The sequence below is a fragment of the Streptomyces sp. NPDC053750 genome (assembly GCF_044544295.1).
GTDB lineage: Bacteria > Actinomycetota > Actinomycetes > Streptomycetales > Streptomycetaceae > Streptomyces.
Map to the genome: position 1 here is coordinate 1 of NZ_JBITXB010000002.1, position 21907 is coordinate 21907.

Annotated in this window: 17 protein-coding genes; 11 read left to right on the top strand and 6 right to left on the bottom strand. The window is 74.1% G+C overall.

Features of this window, described 5'->3' with window-relative positions; all coding sequences use genetic code 11:
• The first annotated feature begins 9 nt into the window (after positions 1 to 9).
• From ACIGO6_RS05420 to ACIGO6_RS05440, 5 genes are all read left to right on the top strand, one after another.
• The gene (locus ACIGO6_RS05420; RefSeq protein ID WP_399871679.1) at positions 10 to 7620 is read left to right on the top strand and encodes a type I polyketide synthase; all 7611 of its coding nucleotides are present in this window, start codon (positions 10 to 12) and stop codon (positions 7618 to 7620) included.
• Positions 7621 to 7793: 173 nt separating this feature from the next.
• Complete coding sequence (locus ACIGO6_RS05425; RefSeq protein WP_399871682.1) at positions 7794 to 9140, top strand: alpha/beta hydrolase family protein; 1347 nt, start codon at positions 7794 to 7796, stop codon at positions 9138 to 9140.
• Between the two features lie 29 nt (positions 9141 to 9169).
• Positions 9170 to 9625, top strand: a complete 456-nt coding sequence (locus ACIGO6_RS05430) for a hypothetical protein (protein WP_399871684.1) — start codon at positions 9170 to 9172, stop codon at positions 9623 to 9625.
• Positions 9622 to 11175: an FAD-binding oxidoreductase gene (locus ACIGO6_RS05435; protein ID WP_399871687.1), complete on the top strand. Its 1554-nt coding sequence runs from the start codon at positions 9622 to 9624 to the stop codon at positions 11173 to 11175. Before ACIGO6_RS05430 ends, ACIGO6_RS05435 begins: the two co-directional genes overlap by 4 nt.
• 7 nt (positions 11176 to 11182) lie before the next feature.
• Positions 11183 to 11773 (top strand): HXXEE domain-containing protein, encoded by a 591-nt coding sequence (locus tag ACIGO6_RS05440; protein ID WP_399871689.1) that lies wholly within the window; start codon positions 11183 to 11185, stop codon positions 11771 to 11773.
• Positions 11774 to 12135: 362 nt separating this feature from the next.
• Here ACIGO6_RS05440 and ACIGO6_RS05445 read toward each other — a convergent pair whose 3' ends face one another.
• Positions 12136 to 12579, bottom strand: a complete 444-nt coding sequence (locus ACIGO6_RS05445) for a MarR family winged helix-turn-helix transcriptional regulator (protein ID WP_399871691.1) — start codon at positions 12577 to 12579, stop codon at positions 12136 to 12138.
• A gap of 204 nt (positions 12580 to 12783) precedes the next feature.
• Between ACIGO6_RS05445 and ACIGO6_RS05450 the strand changes: the two genes are divergently transcribed.
• The 6 genes from ACIGO6_RS05450 to ACIGO6_RS05475 all read left to right on the top strand — a co-directional run bounded on the left by ACIGO6_RS05450 (position 12784) and on the right by ACIGO6_RS05475 (position 16327).
• The gene (locus ACIGO6_RS05450; protein ID WP_399871696.1) at positions 12784 to 13338 is read left to right on the top strand and encodes a quercetin 2,3-dioxygenase; all 555 of its coding nucleotides are present in this window, start codon (positions 12784 to 12786) and stop codon (positions 13336 to 13338) included.
• A gap of 6 nt (positions 13339 to 13344) precedes the next feature.
• Entirely contained in the window at positions 13345 to 13491 is a 147-nt protein-coding gene (locus ACIGO6_RS05455) for a DUF1427 family protein (RefSeq protein WP_399871699.1), read from the top strand.
• Positions 13488 to 13721, top strand: coding sequence for a XapX domain-containing protein (locus ACIGO6_RS05460; RefSeq protein WP_399871702.1), 234 nt, complete (start codon positions 13488 to 13490; stop codon positions 13719 to 13721). Before ACIGO6_RS05455 ends, ACIGO6_RS05460 begins: the two co-directional genes overlap by 4 nt.
• Positions 13708 to 14706, top strand: coding sequence for an amidohydrolase family protein (locus tag ACIGO6_RS05465; RefSeq protein WP_399871705.1), 999 nt, complete (start codon positions 13708 to 13710; stop codon positions 14704 to 14706). The genes ACIGO6_RS05460 and ACIGO6_RS05465 overlap by 14 nt, the downstream gene beginning before the upstream one ends.
• A gap of 4 nt (positions 14707 to 14710) precedes the next feature.
• On the top strand, positions 14711 to 15574 hold the full coding sequence (locus ACIGO6_RS05470) for an alpha/beta hydrolase fold domain-containing protein (protein ID WP_399871708.1): 864 nt from the start codon (positions 14711 to 14713) through the stop codon (positions 15572 to 15574).
• A 69-nt stretch (positions 15575 to 15643) separates the two neighbouring features.
• Positions 15644 to 16327 (top strand): NUDIX domain-containing protein, encoded by a 684-nt coding sequence (locus ACIGO6_RS05475; protein ID WP_399871711.1) that lies wholly within the window; start codon positions 15644 to 15646, stop codon positions 16325 to 16327.
• Here the strand turns inward: ACIGO6_RS05475 and ACIGO6_RS05480 are convergent.
• The 5 genes from ACIGO6_RS05480 to iolC are packed head-to-tail and all read right to left on the bottom strand — an operon-like array spanning position 16317 to position 21824.
• Complete coding sequence (locus ACIGO6_RS05480; RefSeq protein WP_399871713.1) at positions 16317 to 17102, bottom strand: GntR family transcriptional regulator; 786 nt, start codon at positions 17100 to 17102, stop codon at positions 16317 to 16319. The two genes, ACIGO6_RS05475 and ACIGO6_RS05480, sit on opposite strands and share 11 nt — an antisense overlap.
• 32 nt (positions 17103 to 17134) lie before the next feature.
• On the bottom strand, positions 17135 to 19042 hold the full coding sequence (iolD, locus tag ACIGO6_RS05485) for a 3D-(3,5/4)-trihydroxycyclohexane-1,2-dione acylhydrolase (decyclizing) (RefSeq protein ID WP_399871716.1): 1908 nt from the start codon (positions 19040 to 19042) through the stop codon (positions 17135 to 17137).
• Complete coding sequence (iolB, locus tag ACIGO6_RS05490; protein WP_399871719.1) at positions 19039 to 19932, bottom strand: 5-deoxy-glucuronate isomerase; 894 nt, start codon at positions 19930 to 19932, stop codon at positions 19039 to 19041. The genes iolD and iolB overlap by 4 nt, the downstream gene beginning before the upstream one ends.
• Positions 19933 to 19960: 28 nt before the next feature.
• On the bottom strand, positions 19961 to 20848 hold the full coding sequence (locus ACIGO6_RS05495) for a deoxyribose-phosphate aldolase (protein WP_399871720.1): 888 nt from the start codon (positions 20846 to 20848) through the stop codon (positions 19961 to 19963).
• A gap of 13 nt (positions 20849 to 20861) precedes the next feature.
• Positions 20862 to 21824, bottom strand: a complete 963-nt coding sequence (gene iolC, locus ACIGO6_RS05500) for a 5-dehydro-2-deoxygluconokinase (RefSeq protein ID WP_399871723.1) — start codon at positions 21822 to 21824, stop codon at positions 20862 to 20864.
• Positions 21825 to 21907: the final 83 nt, after the last annotated feature.

Sequence of the window (21907 nt, forward strand, 5' to 3'; positions counted from 1 at the left end):
GACGGGATCGTGTCGGGTTCCCTACGGCGTGACGACGGCGGTCTGGACCGCTTCTACACCGCTTTGGCGGAGGTGTATGTCGCGGGTGTTCCGGTGGACTGGACGCCGGCCTTCGGGCCGGACGCACGTCCGGTCGCGGATCTACCGACCTACGCCTTCCAGCACGAGTCGTACTGGCTGCTTCCGTCCCCGGCCGCCCCGGGCGACGCCTCCGGACTCGGACTCGACGCCACACACCACCCCCTCCTCGGCGCGGTCTCACTGCTGCCCGCGCTGGACGGGGTCGTGGCCACCGGACGCCTGTCGGCTCGGGCGCACCCGTGGCTGGCGAGGTCCGGTGCGCTGGCCTCCGTACTGCCGCTGCTCGCGGTGTGGGCGGGGGACCAGGTCGGATGCCCGAGGCTGGTCGAGTTCGCGACCGAGCCTCCGCCCGGACTCGCGGAAGGCGACGCGGTGCACGTGCAGGTGCTCGTCGGAGCACCGGACGAGCACGAGCGTCGGACGGTGACTCTCCACCTGCGGCCCGAGCGGCCCGAAGAGGATGCCGTCCCCGAGTGGGTCCGCTACGGCACCGGTCTCCTCGACACCGACCGGACCGAGCCCCACCTCCCCAGCCGCCCGCAGGGCCCCGAACATGCCGACGTAGAGGTCACCCTCACCGACGACGAACGCGACGAGGCGTCCAACCACGATCTGCACCCTGCCCTCCTCGACGCCGCCCTCCGCGCCCTGCGCGACGACGACACGGTCTTCGCGGCCCACTGGTCCGACCTGCGACTGCACAGTGTGGGCGCCACCGAGGCCCGGGTCCGACCGGCTCCGTCGGACGGACCCGACGGAGAAGAGGCGGCCTCCGGCTTCGCCATGGTCGACGCGCAGGGCCGACCCATCCTCACCGCGTCCCGTGTGATCCTTCGCCCGCACCACGACGGGCCGGCCACCCGCACCCACCAGCCCTCACCGCACACCTTCTTCCACCTCGACTGGCAGCCGCTCACCGACCCGGGTGTCGACATCCCCTCAGACCAGCCGCACGTCACCCTGACCCACCTCGACGCGGTGTACGAGGGTACGGACGGCTCGGCTCCCGAGGCGGTGCGCGCAGTGCTCGGCGAGGCACTCACCCTGCTCCAGGAGGCGTCGGAACAGTCGCGCACGGCGTTCGTCACGCACGGTGCCGTGGGCGACGACGGTGAGGCGGCCGATCCGGCGACGGCCGCGCTGTGGGGCCTCGTACGGTCGGCGCAGTCCGAGCACCCCGACCGTTTCCTGCTGGTGGACATCGACGACGACACCGCTTCCCAGCAGGTACTGTCCTCCGCCGTGGCCGCGGCCGTGGCGGCCGGGGAGCCGCAGCTGACGATCCGTGGAGGACGGACCCGCGTGCCGAGGCTGATCCCGGCCTCGACGTCTCCTTCGGCGCCGTTCCCCGTCCTCCGTCCCGAGGGGACGGTGCTCATCACCGGTGGCACCGGGACACTGGGCGCGCTCGTCGCCCGCCATGCGGTGACCGGGTGGGGCGTGCGGCACTTGCTGCTTCTGAGCCGGCGTGGTGCCGACGCGCCGGGTGCGGCGGAGTTGGTGGCGGAGCTCGGTGCTCTGGGTGCGCAGGTGGAAGTGCGTGTCTGTGACGCGGCGGACCGGGAGGCTCTGGCGGGTGTGCTGGAGGGTGTCGATCCGGCGCATCCTTTGACGGCGGTCGTCCACACCGCGGGTGTCCTGGACGATGCGACGATCGAGCATCTGTCGCCGGCTCGTCTGGACTCGGTGCTGCGTCCGAAGGCGGACGCGGCGTGGAACCTGCACGAACTCACCCGCCACCTCGACCTCTCCGCGTTCGTGCTGTTCTCCTCCGCGGCGGGCACTCTGGGCGGGCCCGGTCAGGGCAACTACGCCGCCGCCAATGCCTTCCTGGACGCTCTGGCGGCCCACCGTCGCGCGGCCGGTCTGCCCGCGACCTCCCTCGCCTGGGGCCTGTGGGCCGAACGCAGCGGCATGACCGGACACCTCGACGACACGGCCCTCGCCCGGCTGGCGAGGAACGGCACCCTCGCCCTGTCCAGTGAGGAAGGTCTCGCCCTGCTCGACGCGGCGCTCGCCGCGCAGTTCTCCCGGGTGGTGCCGGTGCGGCTGGACCGGCGTGCCCTGCGCGAGCAGGCCGCGCAGGGTGTGCTGCCCGCCCTGCTGCGGGCGCTGGTGCCCACGCCGGTCCGGAGGAAGGCGGCCGGCACCGACGGGACGCGGGCGGCTGACGGCTGGCTGGCGGGAGTGCCCGAGGCGGACCGGGCAAGGGAGGCGCTGCTGCTGGTGCGCCGGGAGACGGCGAAGGTGCTCGGGCACTCCTCGCCCGAGGCCGTGGCCGTCGACCGGGCCTTCCGGGAACTCGGCTTCGACTCGCTGACCGCCGTGGAACTGCGCAACCGGCTGCGGAGCACGGTAGGACTGCCGCTGTCGGCCACCGTGGTCTTCGACCACCCCACCCCGGCCGCGCTCGCCGAGCACCTGCGGGAGCAGGTCTTCGGCACGGCCGGGACGGCGGGGACGACTGCGGCGGCCGTGCCCGCGCCCGTCGTCCGCGTCGACGAACCGGTCGCCATCGTCGCGATGAGCTGCCGCTATCCCGGCGGAGTCAGCAGCCCGGAGGAGCTGTGGCGGGTACTGGCCCAGGGAGCGGACGTGGTGTCGGAGTTCCCGGCCGACCGGGGCTGGGACCTCGCCGCGCTGTACGATCCCGACCCGGAGCGGGCGGGCACCAGTTACACCCGGCAGGGTGGCTTCCTCACCGACGCCGCCGGCTTCGACCCGGGCTTCTTCGGCGTCAGCCCGCGCGAGGCGGCCGTCATGGACCCGCAGCAGCGGTTGCTCCTGGAGACGTCCTGGGAGGCGTTCGAACGGGCCGGTGTCGACCCGAAGGCCCTGAAGGGCAGCCGCACCGGGGTGTTCACCGGGATCAGCGGGCAGGACTACGCGGGACTCGCCGCGCACGTACCGGCCGGCGACGAGGGGTATCTGGCGACCAGCACCGGGGCCAGCGTAATCTCCGGGCGGGTGTCCTACACGTTCGGGCTGGAAGGACCGGCCGTCACCGTGGACACCGCCTGCTCGTCCTCGCTGGTGGCGCTGCACCTGGCGGCGCAGTCGCTGCGGCAGGGCGAGTGCGACCTCGCGCTGGCCGGCGGTGTCACGGTCATGGCCACCCCGTCGGTGTTCGTGGCCTTCTCCCGGCAGCGCGGACTCGCTCCCGACGGCCGCTGCAAGGCGTTCGCGGCGGGCGCCGACGGCTTCGGCATGGCGGAGGGCGTCGGCGTGCTGCTCCTGGAGCGGCTGTCGGACGCGGAGCGCCGCGGGCACCCCGTCCTGGCGGTGGTGCGCGGCAGCGCCGTCAACCAGGACGGCGCGTCCAACGGGCTCACCGCGCCCAGCGGACCCGCCCAGCAGAAGGTGATCAGGCAGGCGCTCGCCGCCGCCGGGCTGCGAGCCGAGGAGGTCGACGCCGTAGAGGCGCACGGCACCGGCACCCCGCTGGGCGACCCGATCGAGGCGCAGGCACTGCTCGCCACGTACGGGCAGGACCGTCCCGCGGACCGGCCGCTGTGGCTGGGCTCCGTCAAGTCGAACATCGGGCACACCCTGGCCGCCGCCGGTGTCGCCGGGGTGATGAAGACCGTGCTGGCGATGGGCCACGGCGAACTGCCGCGCACGCTGCACGCCGACGAGCCCTCACCGCACATCGACTGGTCGGCGGGTGCCGTCCGGCTCGTCACCGAGGCCCGTCGGTGGCCGGAGACGGCGGACCGGCCGCCCCGGGCCGGGGTGTCCTCCTTCGGGATCAGCGGGACCAACGCCCATGTGATCCTCGAAGGCCCGTCCGCCGCGTCCGCCGCGTCCGTCGCGTCCGTCGCGTCCGCCGAGGGAGAGTCCACCGACCGGACGCCCACGGGACCGATGCCGGATCCCCGCCCGGCGGCCGCCCCGCTGCCGTGGGTACTGACCGCCCGGACCACCGACGCGCTGCGCGACCGGGCACGGCAGCTGCTCGCCGGCCTCACCGGTGAGACCCCCACCGATGGGCTCGACGCGGCCGACGTGTCCGACGCCGACCTGGCGCTGGCGCTCACCGCGCACCGCAGCGCCTTCGAACGCCGCGCGGTCGTCCTCGGCCGTGAGCGGGACGAACTGCTCGCCGGATTGGCGGAACTGGCGGAACTGGGGGAACCGGCACCGGACACGGCCCACGCCACCGTCGTCCGCGGCGACGCCCGCGAGGGCGAGGTCGCCTTCCTCTTCACCGGCCAGGGCAGCCAGCGCCCCGGCATGGGCCGCGATCTGTACGCCGCCTTCCCCGTCTTCGCCCGCGCGTTGGACGAGGTCTGCGCGCTCCTCGACGAGCACCTCGAACGGCCGCTGCGCGAGCTGATGTTCGCCGGGCCCGGGGAGGCGGAGGCCGGACTGCTGGACCGTACCGAGTACACGCAGCCCGCGCTGTTCGCCTTCGAGGTCGCCCTGTACCGGCTGCTGGAGAGCTGGGGACTGCGGCCCGCCGCGCTGCTCGGCCACTCCGTCGGGGAGATCGCCGCGGTCCATGTCGCCGGGGTGCTGTCCCTGCCGGACGCGGCCCGGCTCGTGGCCGCCCGCGGCTGGCTCATGCAGTCCCTCCCGGAGGGCGGCGCCATGGTGTCGGTGCGCGCCTCCGAGGCGGAGGTGCGCACCGTGCTCGCCGAGGGGGCCGGCGGCGCGGCCGTCGCCGCGGTCAACGGCGCCACGTCCACGGTCGTCTCCGGGGACGCCGAGGCCGTCGGCGCGGTGGTACGAGTCCTGGAGGAGCGGGGCCGCAGCACCCGCCGGCTGCGTGTCAGTCACGCCTTCCACTCGTTCCGGATGGACCCGATCATGGAGGAGTTCGCGCTGGTCGCGGACGGACTGACGTACCACGAACCGGTCCTGCCGATCGTCTCCGACGTGACCGGCCGCCTCGCCGGGGACGAGATCCGTACCCCCGGCTACTGGGTGCGGCACGCCCGCGAGGCCGTCCGCTTCCACGACGGCGTGCGCACGCTGCGCGAACGGGGCGTCACCCACTGCCTGGAGGTCGGCCCGGACGGCGCGCTAACCGCCATGGTGCCCGACTGCCGGGGCGACGAACCGGACGCGGCCGCCGTCACCTCGGTGGCCCTGCAGCGCCGGGACCGGCCCGGTCCCGACACCCTGCTCGCCGCCCTCGGCCAGGCGTACACGCGGGGCGTCCCCGTCCCCTGGCCCGCCGTGCTCGGTGACACCGCCGACCCCGCCAAGGCCCGGCGGATCACGCTGCCGACCTATCCGTTCCAGAACCGGCGCTACTGGCTGGAGGGCCCCGTCGGCGGCGCGGCGGACGCGCGTCCGGCCGGACCGGGGGAGGAGCGGTTCTGGGCGGCCGTCGAGTCCGGCGACGCCGGCCGCCTGGCCGGTGCGCTCGGCGCCGGGCAGGACACGCCGCTGGGCGCGGTGCTGCCCGCCCTGTCCGCGCTGCGCGCGGCCGACCGCACCGGGGCCGCGATCGCCGGCTGGCGCTACCGCGTCGAGTGGCGGCCCCTCGCCGACACGCCCACTACGACGACTTCGACCCCTACGACCAGTGACGCCGCCACCACCGGCTCCGGCACCGGCACGCCACCCCCGGACGGCGACTGGCTCGTCCTCGCCCCGGCCGGTCACGACGACGCCCCGAAGATAGTGGAGGCTCTCCGCGCAGGTGCAGGCACCGGCGCCGTATTCGTGCCACTGCCTCCCCGGCCGTACGACGAGACGGCGGTCGCCGCCGAGCTGGACCGGGCCGCGGCGTCGCTGAGCCGGCCGCCGGCGGGTCTGCTGCTGCTCGCCCCGGACGGCGACGGCAGCGACGACGGACAGGAACTGGCCCCTGGTCTCGCCGCCGCGCTCGCCACCGTACGGTCCGTCATGGCGGCGCGGACGGGCGCCGTCGAGCCGGTGTCCTGGAGCGGAGCGCGGCTGTGGACGGCGACCCGCTGCGCCGTCCGGGTGGACGCGGACGACGCGCCCGAGGACCCCGTCCAGGCGCAGGTCTGGGGCCTCGGCATCGTCGCCGGGCTCGAACACCCCCGCCGCTGGGGCGGACTGGTCGACTTGCCCGCCACCCTCGACGACCGCGCCCTGGCGGCCCTGTGCCGGGTACTGTCCGGCACGGACGAGGACCAGGTCGCCGTGCGCTCCACGGGCCGCTACGCACGTCGGCTCGTCCGCGCGGCGGGCGGCACCGGCGCGCCGTCCTGGCGGCCGGAGGGCACGGTGCTGATCACCGGCGGTACCGGCGCGCTGGGCGGGCACGTCGCCCGGCGGCTCGCGGCCGACGGTGCGGCGCATCTGGTGCTGGTCGGCAGGCAGGGCCGCGAGGCGCCCGGCGCCGTGGGACTTGAGCGCGAACTCGCCGCGCTGGGCGCCCGCGTCACCGTCGCCGCCTGCGACGTCACCGACGCCGGGGATCTCGCCGCTCTGGTGGAGAGGCTGGCGGACGAGGGCAGTCCGGTGCGCGCGGTCGTGCACTGCGCCGGGACCGGCGAGCGGGCCGCCCTGCTGGGCACCGGCCCCGACGAGGTCGCCGACGTGCTGCGCGCCAAGGTGCTCGGGGCGCGCCACCTCGACGCGCTCTTCCCGGCCGACCGCGCCGATCTGGACGCGTTCGTGCTGTTCTCGTCCGCCGCCGCCGTATGGGGCGGCGGCGGACAGGCAGCCTACGCCGCCGCCAACGCCCATCTCGACGCCCTCGCCCGGCGCCGCCGCCGTCAGGGCGGGACGGCCACCTCGGTCGCCTGGGGACTGTGGGCCGGGGCCGGTATGGGCGAGGGCGCGGAGACGCAGGGCCTGCTCAAGCGGGGCATGCGGCCCATGGACCCCGACCTGGCCGTGGCCGCGCTCTCCGCGGCGCTCGCCGCCGACGAGACCTCCCTGGTCGTCGCCGACATCGACTGGGAGCGGTTCGTGCCCGGCTTCACCGCGGCCAGGCCCAGCCCGCTGCTGCGGGAGATACCCGAAGTAGCCGCTCTGGAACGGCGTTCGGAAGCGGCGGACACCGCACCGGACACCGGACCGGGCGGAGCCGGCGCGGCGCTGCGGGCGCGGCTCGCGGGGCTGCGGCCCGCGGACCGTGACGCCGCCCTGATCGAGGAGGTGCGCCGTCTCGCGGCCGCCGTGCTCGGACACGCGGACGCCGACGAGATCGACGACCGGCGCAGCTTCCTGGAGCTCGGTTTCGACTCGCTGACGGCGGTCGAACTGCGGGACCGGCTCAACACGGTGACCGGACTCGTGCTGCCGACGACGCTGATCTTCGACCATCCCACGGTGGCGGCGGTCGCCAGGCTGCTCGCCGCCCGGCTCACCCGCGACGAGCCGGCGGGCGCGCCGCGTTCCCTGGTGGAGGAACTCGACCGGCTGGAGGCCGCGCTGGTGCCGGACGTGGCCGCCCCCCAGGCCGCCGAGGCCGAGGAGCGGTTGCTGCGGCTCCTCGACCGGGTCCGGGCGGTCCGCGGCCGCCCGGACGACAGCGACCGGGACGGCGTGCTCGACGTGGAGTCCGCCTCCGTGGACGAGGTCCTCGGCTACATCGACGGGCTCGGCCTGTGAGGTCAGTCTTTTAGGGGCCCCTAACCCCGCTCTCCGGGGCCGGAACAGGGGTGCGGGGCGGGCAGAGTGGGGTGCCCGGCCGTAGACAGGCGCATCAGTGATCGCACCTGACAGGGATGACGGGGACAACGGGGACAACGGGGAAAGTGGGGCTGACGGGGATGACAGTAGAGATGCGTACGGAGACAGACATACCGCGCACCAGATCTGTGCGGGACAGGAGCACGCGCACGCGCACCGGCACCACCGCCCGCGTCCTCGGCGTCCTGCTGACCCTCCTGGCGGCGCTGGTCCCGCTGACCGGCGCCACGGCGGCGGCCGACGACGGCGCGCCGCTCGAGCTGATCCTGCCGGAGCCCACCGGCCCCTACGAGGTCGGCGAGATCAGCGCCCACCTGGTCGACGCCGGCCGCCCCGACCCCTGGGAGCCGGACCGCTCCCGCGAGCTGATGGTGAGCGTCTGGTACCCGGCGAAGGCGAGCGACGCCCCGCGCGCACCCTGGCTGTCACCGGGCGCGGCGTCCGTCTTCGAGCAGCTCATGGCCATCCCGCAGTATCTGGACATCCCCGTCGGCTCCGTCGACTGGGCCGGCGCCGAGACCCACGCCCGCGTCGCCGCCCCGGTGCTGACCAAGGGCGGGAAGAAGTGGCCGCTGGTGCTCTTCTCGGCCGCCCAGGGCACCACCCGCCAGCTCAACTCCGTCCAGGTGGAGGACCTGGCGAGCCGCGGGTACGTCGTCGTCACCATCGACCACACCTACGAGTCCGCAGCCGTCGAGTTCCCCGGCGGCCGGGTGGTCCCCGGCAAGGCCCTGGACCGCACCCCGGAAACCCAGAAGATCTCCGCGGACTCGCGCGTGGCCGACACCCGGTTCGTGCTCGACCGGCTCACCGCGCTGAGCCGCTCGAAGGCCACCGTCTTCGGCGGCACGACACTGCCCCGGGGACTCGGCAAGGCGTTCTCGCTGCGCGACGTCGGCATGTTCGGGCACGTCCAGGGCGGCTACACCACCGTCGAGAGCATGTACCACGACCCCAGGATCGACGCCGGTATCAACCTCGACGGGGAACTGGCCCACGGCACCGGCCTCGGAGGCATCCCCTACGTGCCGGGCGAGGCCGCCCGCCACGGCGTGGGACGGCCCGTGCTGCTGATGGGCGCCGAACGCGCCGACGCCACCGGAACCCTGGTCGACCACAACCACGTCAACGGCTTCGACCGGTCCTGGGCCGACTTCTGGGCCGCGCAGACCGGCTTCAAGCGCGACCTGACCCTGGCGGACTCGGCGCTCGACAGCTACGCCGACTTCACCTTCTTCCTGCCGCAGATCACCGCGGTCCAGCCGCTCGACCCCGAGATCGTCCGGCTCTTCATCGGCACCGTCGACCCGACGGCGTCGCTCACCGCCCAACGCGCCTACATCGGGGCCTTCTTCGACCGGTTCCTGAAGGACAAGGACACCGGCCTGCTCGACGGCCCCTCCTCGCAGTACCCGGAGATCACGTTCGTCACCGACTGAACACCAACGCAACGAAAAGGGAGACTCCCGTGCCCGGTACCGACGCCGTAGCCACCGGAACCGTCGACCTGGAGGTCGCCTGCGCGATCCCCGGTGAAGAACCCCAGAACAGCGTCAACCACGTCACCCTCACCGTTCCCGCGCAGGTCGCCGCGGGCGAGTCGACCGCGGTGCGGCTCACCCTGCGCAGCAGGGCCGCCACCCCCCGGGACCTGGCGGCGGGAGAGGTCACCGCGGAACTCCAGGTCGCCGTAGCGGGCCCCGACGGCGACGCGCTGCTCACCGTGACCGGCCTGACGAACCCGCAGGCGATCCCCAGGGGCGAGCAGGTCTTCCTCGACTCCGGCACCGCCGTGTTCACGCCGAAGCTGTCCGGCGACTACACCTTCACGCCGGGTGACCACGTGGTGGTCACCTCGGACCACCCCGTGGAGTGCACCGTCATCGGCGGCTCCGCCGTCGCCGCGCGCACCGAGGTCCGGTGAGCGCCTTGTCCGACACGTCCACCGGTGCAGCGCCCGCCGTCCTGCCCGGCGACCCGCGCTACGCGGACCTCGCACGCGGCTGGAACGCGCGGTTCGTCGGCACACCCGAGGCCGTGCGGCTGCCGGTCGTCCCGGAACAGGTCGTCGACGCCGTCCAGGACGCCGTGAGCACCGGCCGGCGCATCGCGGTCCGCAGCGGCGGCCACTGCTTCGAGGACTTCGTCGCCGACCCAGCGGTCCGCGTCGTCCTCGACATGTCCCTGCTCACCGACATCCGCTGGGACCCGGAGATGGGCGCCGTCGAGATCCAGGCCGGCACCCAGCTCGGCGAGGTCAACCGCACCCTCTTCAAGCGCTGGGGCGTGGCCCTGCCCGGCGGCACCTGCCCTTCGGTGGGGGTCGGCGGGCACATCAGCGGCGGCGGCTGGGGCCCGCTGTCGCGGCTGTACGGGTCAGTGGTGGATCACCTGTACGCCGTCGAGACGGTCGTGGTGGACGCCGGGGGAACCGCCCGCGCCGTGATCGCGACCCGAGAGGACGGCGACCCCGCGCGGGACCTGTGGTGGGCGCACACCGGGGCGGGCGGCGGCAACTTCGGGGTCGTCACCCGCTACTGGTTCCGCACCCCCGGCGCGTCCGCCGTCGACCCGGCCGCGGCGCTGCCCCGCCCGCCCGCCGCCTTGCGGGTGGCGCAACTGCTGTGGCCCTGGGCGATGCTGACCGAGGACAGCTTCACCCGGCTGCTGCGCAACCACGCCCGGTGGCACGAGGCCAACAGCGCGCCCGGCTCGCCGTACGCCGGCATGTACAGCGTGATCGGTGCGACGCCGCGCGAGAACAACGGCGTCGTCATCATGAGCATCCAGTTCGACGGCACCCGGTCCGACACCCAGGAGCTGCTGCGGGCCTACACCGACGCGCTGACCGAGGGCACCGGGGTCGAACCGGTCGTCCTCGAACAGCGGGAGCTGCCCTGGCTGCACACCACCAGCTGGCCCGGTGTCTCGGACCGGGCCGACCACACCCGTCGCGCCAAGTTCAAGTCGGCCTATCTGCGCACCGGCCTGTCGGACGCCCAGATCGGTGCCGTGTACCGGAGCCTGACCCGGCCCGACTACGCGAACATGACCGCCGGCATCATGCTCGCCGCCTACGGTGGTGCCGTGAACACGGTGGCCTCCGACGCCACGGCGATGCCGCAGCGCGACTCCGTGCTCCGGCTGATCTTCGCCACCGAGTGGGACCAGCCCGACGAGGACGACAAGCACCTCACCTGGATCAGGGAGTTCTACCGGGACGTCTTCGCCGCCACCGGGGGAGTGCCCGCCCCCGGCCCGGGGCAGGACGGGTGCCACATCAACTACGCCGACGCGGACGTCGCGGACCCGGAGTGGAACACCTCCGGCGTGCCGTGGCACACGCTCTACTTCGGGGACAACTACGCCCGGCTGCGCGAGGCCAAGGCGCGCTGGGACCCGCTGGACGTGTTCCGGCACACGCTGTCGGTCCGGCCGCCGGACGCCGGACCGGACACCGCGGAGAAGGAGTGACGCGAGGATGAGGGCACGCGCCGCCGCCACCTGGGGCCTGTTCGCCGCGTGGTCGCTGCACGAGGCGGAGGAGGCGGCGGTGATGGCCGACTGGCTGCGCCGCAACCTCCCCCGGCTCCGGGAGCGGCTGCCGTCCGTGCCCGAGGAGACCTGGGACCGGCTCGAACGCGACATGACGCCGGAACGGGTGCGTACGGCGATCGGCCTGATGGGGCTGGTGATGGCCGCCGCCGCGGTGGACGGCGGCCGCACCGGCGGCCGTTCCCGGCTCTACCAGGCGGCCCTCGCCGGCTACGGCTGGCACGGGGTGATCCACCTCGGCCAGACGCTCGCCCTGCGCGGCTACACCCCCGGGGTCGCCACCACCCCGGTGGTCGTGCTGCCGTTCTCCCTGTGGGCGTGGCGGGAACTGACCCGGTCCGGGGCGGACGCCCGCCTCGGCCGGGCCACCGCGGGCGCCGCCCTGCTCTTCCCGGCGGGCCTGGTCGCGGCCCACGGCGTGGCCGCGGCGGTACTGCGCCGACGGGGCCCCACGGTACGTCCCTCCCGAAGCCGGCCGCGTGTGCGGCAAGGGCGAGGGGCAGCGGTACAGCGCTGAACGAGCCGCCGGGGCCCGGTGGCGGCAGGCCCAGGGCCCAGGCGGTGCGGAACCGTTCCGCCGAGTTCGGTCCGGCGGGCGGCGCGGGCGAGGTCGTGTCGCCCGGGCGGGAGCCGACCGTGTGCGATAGCCGGCCCGGCATCGCGGCCGGGGACCTCCCGCACATCGTCGACCGCTTTCACCGGGTGCCGGCCGCCCGCGTACTGCCCGGGTCGGGCCTCGGACCGGCGACGGCCCGCCGGATCCCCCGCACGCACGGTGCGGGACACACTGCCGAGCGGGCACCTGACGGAGGGGCGCCGTCCCGGCTGACCCCGTGAGCCCGCAGACCCGGCCGGCACCCACCCGCGGTCCCGGCGCCCCTACGGTGCCCGGACCACCGGCGGCTCACCGCGCGGCAGGGTCAGCGCGGCGCGCAGCGCCGTGGCGGACGGACGGCCGATGCGCTCGGCGAGGACGCCCTCGATGACGGTGAGCGTGGCCTGGGCGCGGTGGTGGACGCGGGTGCCCTCGGCCGTCATGCGGATCAGACGGCTGCGACCCGACGACGGGTCCGGAATTTGTTCGAGCAGGCCCATGGCGACCAGGCTGTGCACGGCCTGGTGGGCCGACTGCCGGGTGATGCCGATCCGGCGGGCGAGCTCGGAGACCGTGGTGCCGTCCGTGTCCAGGCAGGCGAAGACCTGGGCCTGCGCGCTGCTCACCGGCTGTTCGCCGGCCGCCCGCATGCTGGCCTCCAGTGCGTCCTCGAACCAGCGCCGGGCGCCGGTCAGCAGCAGCGGCATGTTCTGTTCGGCTTCGGTCATGACTCCTCGGGATCCTCGGTCACGAGCATACGGGCGCCGGCGCGGTGGGTGTGTGCGGCATTCGGTCCGTCACCGTGGGCGGTCACCGCGCGCCGTCGGCGCGGGAGAGGTGTTGCCACCGGACGATTGTCAGGTAGCCTGACCCTTGAACGTCAGGTTACCTGACAGTGCATACCTGACCGTGCGTTCCCGTCGGAGGCTTCCATGACCATCGAATTCGCCAGGCGCTCCCACTCCCTCATCCCCGCCGAGCCGGGCAAGCCGTACTTCATCGAGAAGGGCATGGGCGACCGCGCCCACCTCTTCGGCGACCTGTTCACGATCTACGCCGGCGGCCCGCAGACCGAGAACACCTTCAACTTCTTCACCTGCGACGGCCCCAAGGGCGACATCATCCCGGCCCACTCCCACCCCGACACCTACGAGGTCTTCTTCATCACCCAGGGCGCCGTCCGCCTGTTCGTGGAGGACCTGGAGGGCGAACAGCACGAGAAGCTGCTCACCGTCGGCGACTTCGGCTTCGTACCGAAGAACTGCCCGCACGCCTACCGCATCGAGCGGCACCACAGCCAGATCGTCGGCGTCGCGGCCGGTCCCGGCGGCACCTTCGAGCGGTTCTTCGAGACCCTCGGCACCGACACCGACGAGCTCGGCCTGCCCCGGCGCCCGTACGTGCCCGAGCCGCAGAAGTTCGGCACCGTGCCGCAGCGGTACGACGTGACCTTCCTGCCCGACCACAAGTGGCGCACGGGGAGCTGAACCGCGATGGCGTACCTGAAGGCGCTGCTCGCCGGGGCCCTCGTCGGCGTGCTCTACGCCGCCCTGAAGGTCAGGTCCCCGGCGCCCCCGCCGGTGGCCCTGTTCGGCCTGCTGGGCATGCTCGCCGGCCAGGCCCTGCTGGGGGCGCTGTGAGGGCCGCCCTCGACCGCGCCCGCCGCCCGGTCGTCAGCCTCGCGGCCGGGCTGCTGATGGGGGCCGTGTACTGGGCCCTGGACATCACCTCGCCCGCCCCGCCCCTGATCGGCCTGACCGGACTCCTCGGCATCGTCCTCGGCGAGCGCGCCGCCACCTGGGGGCGCGTCCGGCTCGCCGCCCCGCACCAGCACAACCGGAGGGAAGAGACCCACCATGACCGTTCCTGACGTGGCGCCCGGATACGTCGACGTCCACGCCCACTTCGTCACCGACTCCTACGTGCGCCAGGCCAAGGCCGCCGGTCACGAGCTGCCCGACGGCGTGCCCGCCTGGCCCGGCTGGTCCGCCGCCGCGCACCTGGAGCTGATGGACCGCAACGGCATCGACACCGCGATCCTGTCCGTGTCGTCCCCCGGCGTCCACTTCGGCGACGACACGGCCGCCCGCCGCCTCGCCCGCGAGATGAACGAGGACGCCGCCGGCGCGGCCGCCGCACACCCGGGCCGCTTCGGCTTCTTCGCCTCCCTCCCGCTGCCGGACGTCGACGGCGCGCTCGAGGAGATCGCGTACGCCTTCGATCAACTCGACGCCGACGGCGTGGTCCTGGAGACCAACACCCACGGCGTCTACCTGGGCGACGACCGGCTCGAACCCGTCTTCGCCGAACTCGGCCGCCGCCGCGCCGTCGTCTTCCTGCACCCCACCTCGCCGGTGTGCTGGGAGCAGTCGGCGCTCGGCCGCCCCCGCCCCATGGTCGAGTTCATCTTCGACACCGCCCGCACCGTCACCGACCTGCTGATGGCCGGCACCCTGGACCGCCACCCCGGCCTGGAGGTGATCGTCCCGCACTGCGGCGGAGCCCTGCCCGTCCTCGCCGACCGCATCAACGGCTTCATGAAGCTCTTCCTGCCGGCCGGCGCGAGCGACGCCCCCGACGCCGTGGAGCAACTGCGCCGCCTGCACTACGACATGGCAGGCCCCGCCTTCCCGCGCCAGATCCCCGCGCTGCTCGGACTCGTCGAACCCGACCGGCTGCTCTACGGCAGCGACTACTGCTGGACCCCGGCGCACGGCGTGGACGCCCACGTCGCCTCCGTCGACGCGTCCCCCGTCCCCACGGGCGCGGCCGACTGGCGGTCCCTTACCACCGCCAACGCGCACCGACTGCTGCCCCGCCTCGCCGGCCGCCCGACCCGCACCCCCGAGGAGTGACCCGGTGCACCCCGAACTCGCCCCGTTCCTCGCCCCGCCCGACCCCGCGACGCTGCCCCTGCCGCCCGCCGCGCACCCCGCGGACGGCGTACGTCTCCTGCGCGGCGTCCCGTACGCCGTGCGCGACGGCAGCCGCCCGCTGGAGCTCGACCTGTGGCTCCCCGAGCAGTCGCCGGCGGCCGGTCCGCCGCCCGTCGTCCTCTTCGTCCACGGCGGCGCCTGGCGCACCGGGCTCCGCGACGACCTCGGCCCGCGCTTCCGCTCCTGGCGGCCCGGCCCCTTCACCCGCCTCGCCCGGGCCGGGTTCGCCGTCGCCTGCCCCGACTACCGGCTCAGCGGCGAAGCCGTCTTCCCCGCCCCGCTGGACGACCTGACCGAGGCGCTGGCCTGGCTGCGCGTCCGCGCCGCCGACCTCGGCGTCGACGCGGAGCGGGCCGTCGTCTGGGGCGAGTCCGCGGGCGGTCACCTCGCCGCGCTGCTCGCCCTCACCACCGTCCCGGCCGCCGCCCCGCGCGGCTGCGTCGTCTGGTACGGCGCCACCGACCTCACCACCGCGCCGCCGGGCACCCCCGAGGCGGCACTGCTCGGCGCGCCGGCCGCCGACGTCCCGGACCGGGCCCGCGCCGCCAGCCCGGTGGCCCGGGTCGCGCCGGGCGCCCCGCCCTTCCTGATCCTGCACGGCGCCGAGGACACGGTCATACCCGCCGCCCAGGGCGAGGCCCTCGCCTCGGCGCTGCGCGCGGCCGGCACGGAGACCGGCTTCCGGACCGTCCCGGACGCCGACCACCTGTGGATCGGGGCGGCCGAGCAGGACGTCGAGGACTGCTTCACCGCCTCCCTCGACTTCGTACGCAGCCGGACCGGGTGATAGAAGCGGGCACATGACCAACGTGCCCCACCCCGTGACCCCGGCCGGCCCACGACTGGACGGCCCCCGATGACCGCCGGCATCGACACCCCGGACCGCCGGGGCCGCACCGGACTCGACCGGGCCGGCCAGGACCTGACCGGCAACCCCCGGGTCAGGATCCGGGACGTACGGCTGCTCTCGAGCCACTGGTACGTCGAACGCACCACGACCTTCGACCTCCAGCGCGCCGACGGCACCTGGAGCACCCAGGAACGCGAGACGCACGACCGCGGCAACGGCGCCACCGTGCTGCTGTACGACGCCGCACGCGAAACCGTCCTGCTCACCCGGCAGTTCCGGCTGCCCGTGTACGTCAACGGCCACCCCGACGGCATGCTGATCGAGACCCCCGGAGGGCTGCTCGACGACGAGGACGAGCACCCCGAGGCCGCCGTGCGGCGCGAGGTCGTGGAGGAGACCGGGCACACCGTCGGCGAGGTCCGGCACGTCTTCGACGTGTACATGAGCCCCGGCTCGGTCACCGAACGCGTCAGCTTCTACGCCGCCGCCTACGGCCCCGCCACCCGCACCCACGAGGGCGGCGGCCTCGACGAGGAGGGCGAGGACATCGAGACCCTCGAACTGCCCTTCCGCCGGGCCCTGGAGATGATCCGCACCGGCGAGATCGCCGACGCGAAGACGATCATGCTGCTCCAGTGGGCGGCGCTGGAGGGCCCGTTCGCCCACCCGCCGACCGGCGTCACGACCTGACCAGCAGCTGGAAGTCGAACGCGTACCGGGACGCGCGGTATACGTGCGTCCCGTACTCGACCGGCCGCCCGGTGTCGTCGTACGCCGTGCGCCGCATGGTCAGCAGGGCCGCGCCCTCCTGCTCGTCGAGGCGCCGCGCCTCCTCGCGGGTGGCGGTGCGGGCGCCGACGGTCTGGCGGGCGCTGTGCAGGGTGATGCCGGAGGTGCGCATCATCCGGTACAGGCCGGTCGCCTCCAGCCGGGCGCTGTCGAGGTCCATCAGGGTGGTCGGCAGGTAGTTGCACAGCAGCGCCACGGGCTGGCCGTGGGTGAGGCGCAGCCGCTCCAGGACGGTGACCTCGTCACCCTCCGCGAGGCCGAGTGCCGCCGCCACGTCGGCGGGCGCGGCGACCTCCTCGTTGCGCACCACCCGCGTGCCGGGCCGCTGACCGGCCGCCTCCAGGTCGTCGTAGAGACTGCTCAGCTCCAGCGGGCGCCTGACCTGGCTGTGCACCACCTGCGTGCCGACCCCGCGCCGCCGGACCAGGAGCCCCTTGTCGACCAGCGACTGGATGGCCTGGCGGACGGTGGGCCGGGACAGGCCGAGGCGTACGGAGAGGTCGACCTCGTTGCCCAGCAGGTTCCCCGGGGCGAGGACGCCGTGCCCGATCGCCGCCTCCAGCTGCTGGGCGAGCTGGTGGTACAGCGGCACCGGGCTGCTCCGGTCCAGGGCGAAGTCCAGGGTGCTGAGCGCGGGGGCGGTCACCGCACGTGCGGGGTCGCCGGTTCTCGCCATGGACGTACCTCCCTTGCGTCGGTGACGGACTGTCAGAGGTGGCGGCGGCGGTCGGCGACCGCGCGTTCGTACTGGGCGCGGGCGTCGGTGGCGGCCTCGCGGGCGGACACCTCGGCCACCGGCACGTCCCACCACGCCTCGGCGGCCGGAGCGGTCGGCGTGGGATCGGTCTCGACGTAGACGCAGGTCGGCCGGTCCGACGCGCGAGCTGCCCGCAGCGCCTCACGCAGCTCCCGCACCGTCTTGGCGCGCAGCACCTCCATGCCGAGGCTGGCCGCGTTGGCCGCGAGGTCGACGGGGAGCGGGGCGCCGGTGAAGGTGCCGTCGGCGGCGCGGTGGCGGTAGGCGGTGCCGAAGCGCTCGGCGCCCACCGACTCGGAGAGGCCGCCGATGGAGGCGTAGCCGTGGTTCTGCACCAGGACCAGCTTGACCGGCAGGTTCTCCTGCACGGCGGTGACGATCTCCGTCGGGTTCATCAGGTACGTGCCGTCGCCGACCAGCGCCCACACGGGCGTGCCGGGCGCCGCCTGCTGCACACCGAGCGCGGCCGGGATCTCGTAGCCCATGCAGGAGTAGCCGTACTCCAGGTGGTACTGACGCGGCGAGCGGGCCCGCCACAGTTTGTGCAGGTCGCCGGGGAGCGAGCCGGCCGCGTTGATCACCACGTCCTCGTCGCCGACGACCGCGTCCAGCGCGCCCAGCACCTGCGTCTGGGTCGGCACGGCACTGTCGTCGGCGGCGCGGCAGGCGGCCTCCACCGTCTCGTCCCAGCGCGCCTTGCCGACGCGGTACTCGGCCTCGTACGCCGCGTCCACCCGGTGGCCGGAAAGCGCCTCCGCCAGCGCCGTGAGCCCGGCCTGTGCGTCGCAGACCAGGGTGCGGGCGGCGAGCTTGTGGGCGTCGAAGGCGGTGATGTTGAGGTTCAGGAAGCGGACGCCCGGGTGCTGGAAGAGGGTGCCGGAGGCCGTGGTGAAGTCGGAGTAGCGGGTGCCGACGCCGATGACCAGGTCGGCGGTGCGGGCGAGGGCGTCGCTGACGGCGGTGCCGGTGTGGCCGATGCCGCCGAGGTCGGCCGGGTGGTCGTGGCGCAGCGCGCCCTTGCCGGCCTGGGTGGAGGCGACCGGGATGCCGGTGGCGTCCACGAGCGCCTTCAGCGCCTGTTCGGCCTCGCTGTGGTGGACGCCGCCGCCCGCGACGATCAGGGGGCGCTCGGCGGCACGGATCGCGTGCACGGCCTCGGTCAGCTCCGCCGGGTCGGGTGCGGGCCGCCGTACGCGCCAGACGCGGTCGGCGAAGAACTCCTCGGGCCAGTCGTACGCCTCCGCCTGCACGTCCTGGGGGAGCGCGAGGGTGACGGCACCGGTCTCGGCGGGGTCGCTGAGCACGCGCATCGCCTGGAGCGCGGAGGCGACGAGGGCCTCGGGGCGGGTGATGCGGTCGAAGTACCGGGACACCGGCCGCAGGGTGTCGTTGACGGAGACGTCGGCCTCGATCGGGTGCTCCAGCTGCTGGAGCAGCGGGTCGGCGGCGTGCGAGGCGAAGTAGTCCCCGGGGAGCAGGAGGACCGGGAGGCGGTTGATGGTGGCGAGGGCGGCGCCGGTGACCAGGTTGGTGGCGCCGGGGCCGATGGACGTCGTCACCGCCTGCGCGGACAGGCGGTTGAGGTGCCGGGCGTGGCCGACGGCCGCGTGCACCATGGCCTGTTCGTTGCGTCCCTGGTGGTACGGCATGACGGGGGGTGTGGGGGGTGTCCCCCCACTGGGCACCGTGCCGTACTCGACGAGGGCCTGGCCGAGCCCCGCCACGTTGCCGTGGCCGAAGATGCCCCAGGTGCCGGTGATCAGGCGGCGCCGTACGCCGTCGCGTTCGGTGTACTGCGCGGCGAGGAAGCGCACCAGGGCCTGGGCGGTGGTCAGTCGGCGGGTGGCTGCGGCGCTCATGCGGACCTCTCCGGTGCGGTGTAGAGGGGGAGTCGGGGGTCGACGGGCCGGTCCGGCCAGGTGTCGCGGATCCAGGCGTGGTCGGGGTGGTCGCAGATCAGCCAGGCGCGTTCGGCCTCCGGACCCGCCATGACGTTGAGGTAGTACATGTGGTGGCCGGGCACGGCCATCGACGGTCCGTGCCAGCCGTCGGGGATGAGGACCACGTCGCCGTCGCGGACCTCGGCCAGCACGTCCGTGCCCTTCCCCTGCCCGGAGGGGGAGACGCGCTGGTAGCCGAGGCCGGGGGTGCCGTCGTGGCCGGCGAACTCGAAGTAGTAGATCTCCTCCAGCACCGACTCCTCGCCGGGGCGGTGCTCGTCGTGCTTGTGCGGGGGGAACGACGACCAGTTGCCGCCCGGGGTGATGACCTCGACCGCGATGAGCTTGTCGCACTCGAAGACCCCTGCTGCGCCGAAGTTGTTGACCTGGCGGGAACAGTTCCCCGTGCCGCGCAGCTCCACCGGTACCGACGACGCCGGGCCGTACCGTGCGGGCAGGCGGCGGGTGCAGCGGGCGCCGGTGAGGGCGAAGCGGCCCCCGCCGGTGGAGGTGACGGTCGTGCGGGCGTCGCGCGGCACGTACGCGAAGTCGCTGACGCCGCTGAACACGTCCGCTCGGCCGGTGAGTTCGAAGGTGTCCCGACCGAAGTCGTCGGCGGTGGCGACCGTGCAGCCGCCGCTGAGCGGGAGGACGATCCACTCGCTGTCGCCGGTGTCGAAGGTGTGGCCGCCGCCGGGCGGCAGGTGCAGGACGCGCAGACCGGAGTAGCCCCAGCCGGCGCTCTCGGGGGTCACGTCCACGGCGTAGGCGCCGGTCGCCGCCCTGCCCGCCGGAAGGTGGTACGTCATCTCCTCGTCTCCTCCGTCACTTGTCGGGTCACAACAGTCCGACGGCCGTGTCCACCGCCTCCTCCACGCTGCCCTCGGCCGGGTAGAGCAGCGAGCGGCCGACGACCATGCCCTGCACGGTGGGCAGCCTCAGCGCCTTGCGCCAGCGTTCGTAGGCCGCGGCCTGGTCCGCGGGGGAGCCCCCTATGTCACCGCCGAGCAGGACGGCGGGCAGCGTGGAGGTCTCCAGGACCTCGCCCATGTCGTCAGGGTCGTGGGTGACGGGCAGTTTCAGCCAGGTGTAGGCGGAGGTGCCGCCCAGGCCCGAGGCGATGGCGATGGACCGGGTCACCGCCTCGGCGGACAGGTCGTTGCGGACCCGGTCGTCGACCCGGCGGGAGATGAACGGCTCGACGAAGACCGGCAGTTCGCGTGCCGCCATGGCGTCGACCGCTCGGGCGGTGGCCTCCATGGTGGCCAGCGAGCCCGGGTCGTCGTAGTCGATGCGCAGCAGCAGCTTGCCCGCGTCGAAGCGCAGGCGGGCGATGTCCTCGGCGCGGTGGCCGGTGAAGCGGTCGTCCATCTCGAAGGCGGCGCCCGCGAGACCCCCGCGGTTCATCGAGCCCATGACGACCTTGTCGTCCAGCACCCCGAGCAGCAGCAGGTCCTCCAGCACGTCGGCGGTGGCGAGCACCCCGTCGACACCCGGCCGGGACAGCGCGGTGCACAGGCGTTCCAGCAGGTCGGCCCGGTTGGCCATGGCGAGCCGGCGGTCGCCGACGCCGAGCGCGCCGCGCGCCGGATGGTCGGCGGCCACGATCATCAGACGGCCGGAGGCGCCGATCAGCGGGCGGCGTACCCGGCGGGCCGCCGCCTCGGCCACGGCCTGCGGGCGCCGGGCTCTGACCGCGGTGAGGTCGGGGATGCTGAGGGACAAGGCGTTGCTCCGTTCAGGGAGTGGCTCGCGCGAGGAGGTCGTCGACCTCCGCCCCGGTGGGCATCGCGGAGGAACAGGCGAGACGGGAGGCGACGAGGGCGCCGGCCGCGTTGGCGTACCGCATGGTCCTCTCCAGTTCCCAGCCGGAGAGCAGACCGTGGCAGAGCGAGCCGCCGAAGGCGTCGCCCGCGCCGAGGCCGTTGACCACCTCGACGGGCACCGGCGGCACCTCGGCGCTCCGGCCGTCGCGGTGCACGGCGAGGACGCCCCGGGGGCCCTGCTTGACGACGGCCAGTTCCACACCGGCCGCCAGCAGTGCCTCGGCGCAGGCACGCGGCTCGCGCACGCCCGTGGCGATCTCGCACTCGTCGAGGTTGCCGACCGCGACCGTGGCGTGCCGCAGCGCCTCGGCGTAGTACGGGCGGGCCTGGTCGGGGTCGGTCCAGAACATGGGACGCCAGTCCAGGTCGAAGACCGTGGTGCCGGCCTTGGCGCGGTGCACGAGGGCGGCCAGGGTCGCCGTACGGCTCGGCTCCTCGCTCAGTCCGGTGCCGGTGATCCAGAAGATGCGGGCGGCGCGGATCGCGTCGAGGTCCAGCTCGCCCGGGTGGATCTCCAGGTCGGGGGCCTTGGGGCGGCGGTAGAAGTACAGCGGGAAGTCGTCCGGCGGGAAGATCTCGCAGAAGGTGACGGGAGTCGGAAAAGCGGCGACCGGCGTGACCCAGCGGTCGTCGACGCCGAACTCCTTCAGCGCCCGGTGCAGATAGCCGCCGAACGGGTCGTCGCCCGTGCGGGTGATGACGGCCGTGGCGCGGCCGAGGCGGGCGGCGGCGACCGCCACGTTGGCGGCCGAACCGCCGAGGAACTTGCCGAACGTCTCAACTTCCGCCAGGGGCACGCCCGTTTGCAGGGGGTAGAGGTCGACCCCGATGCGCCCCATCGTGATCAGATCGAAATGCTGGACTGACTCGGCCATGTGCGACGCTCCTCGGGCTGGGCGGGGGGCCTGCCGCCTCCCAGGTGTAGGACTCCGAGGCGACCCTGTCAATACTTTGTACT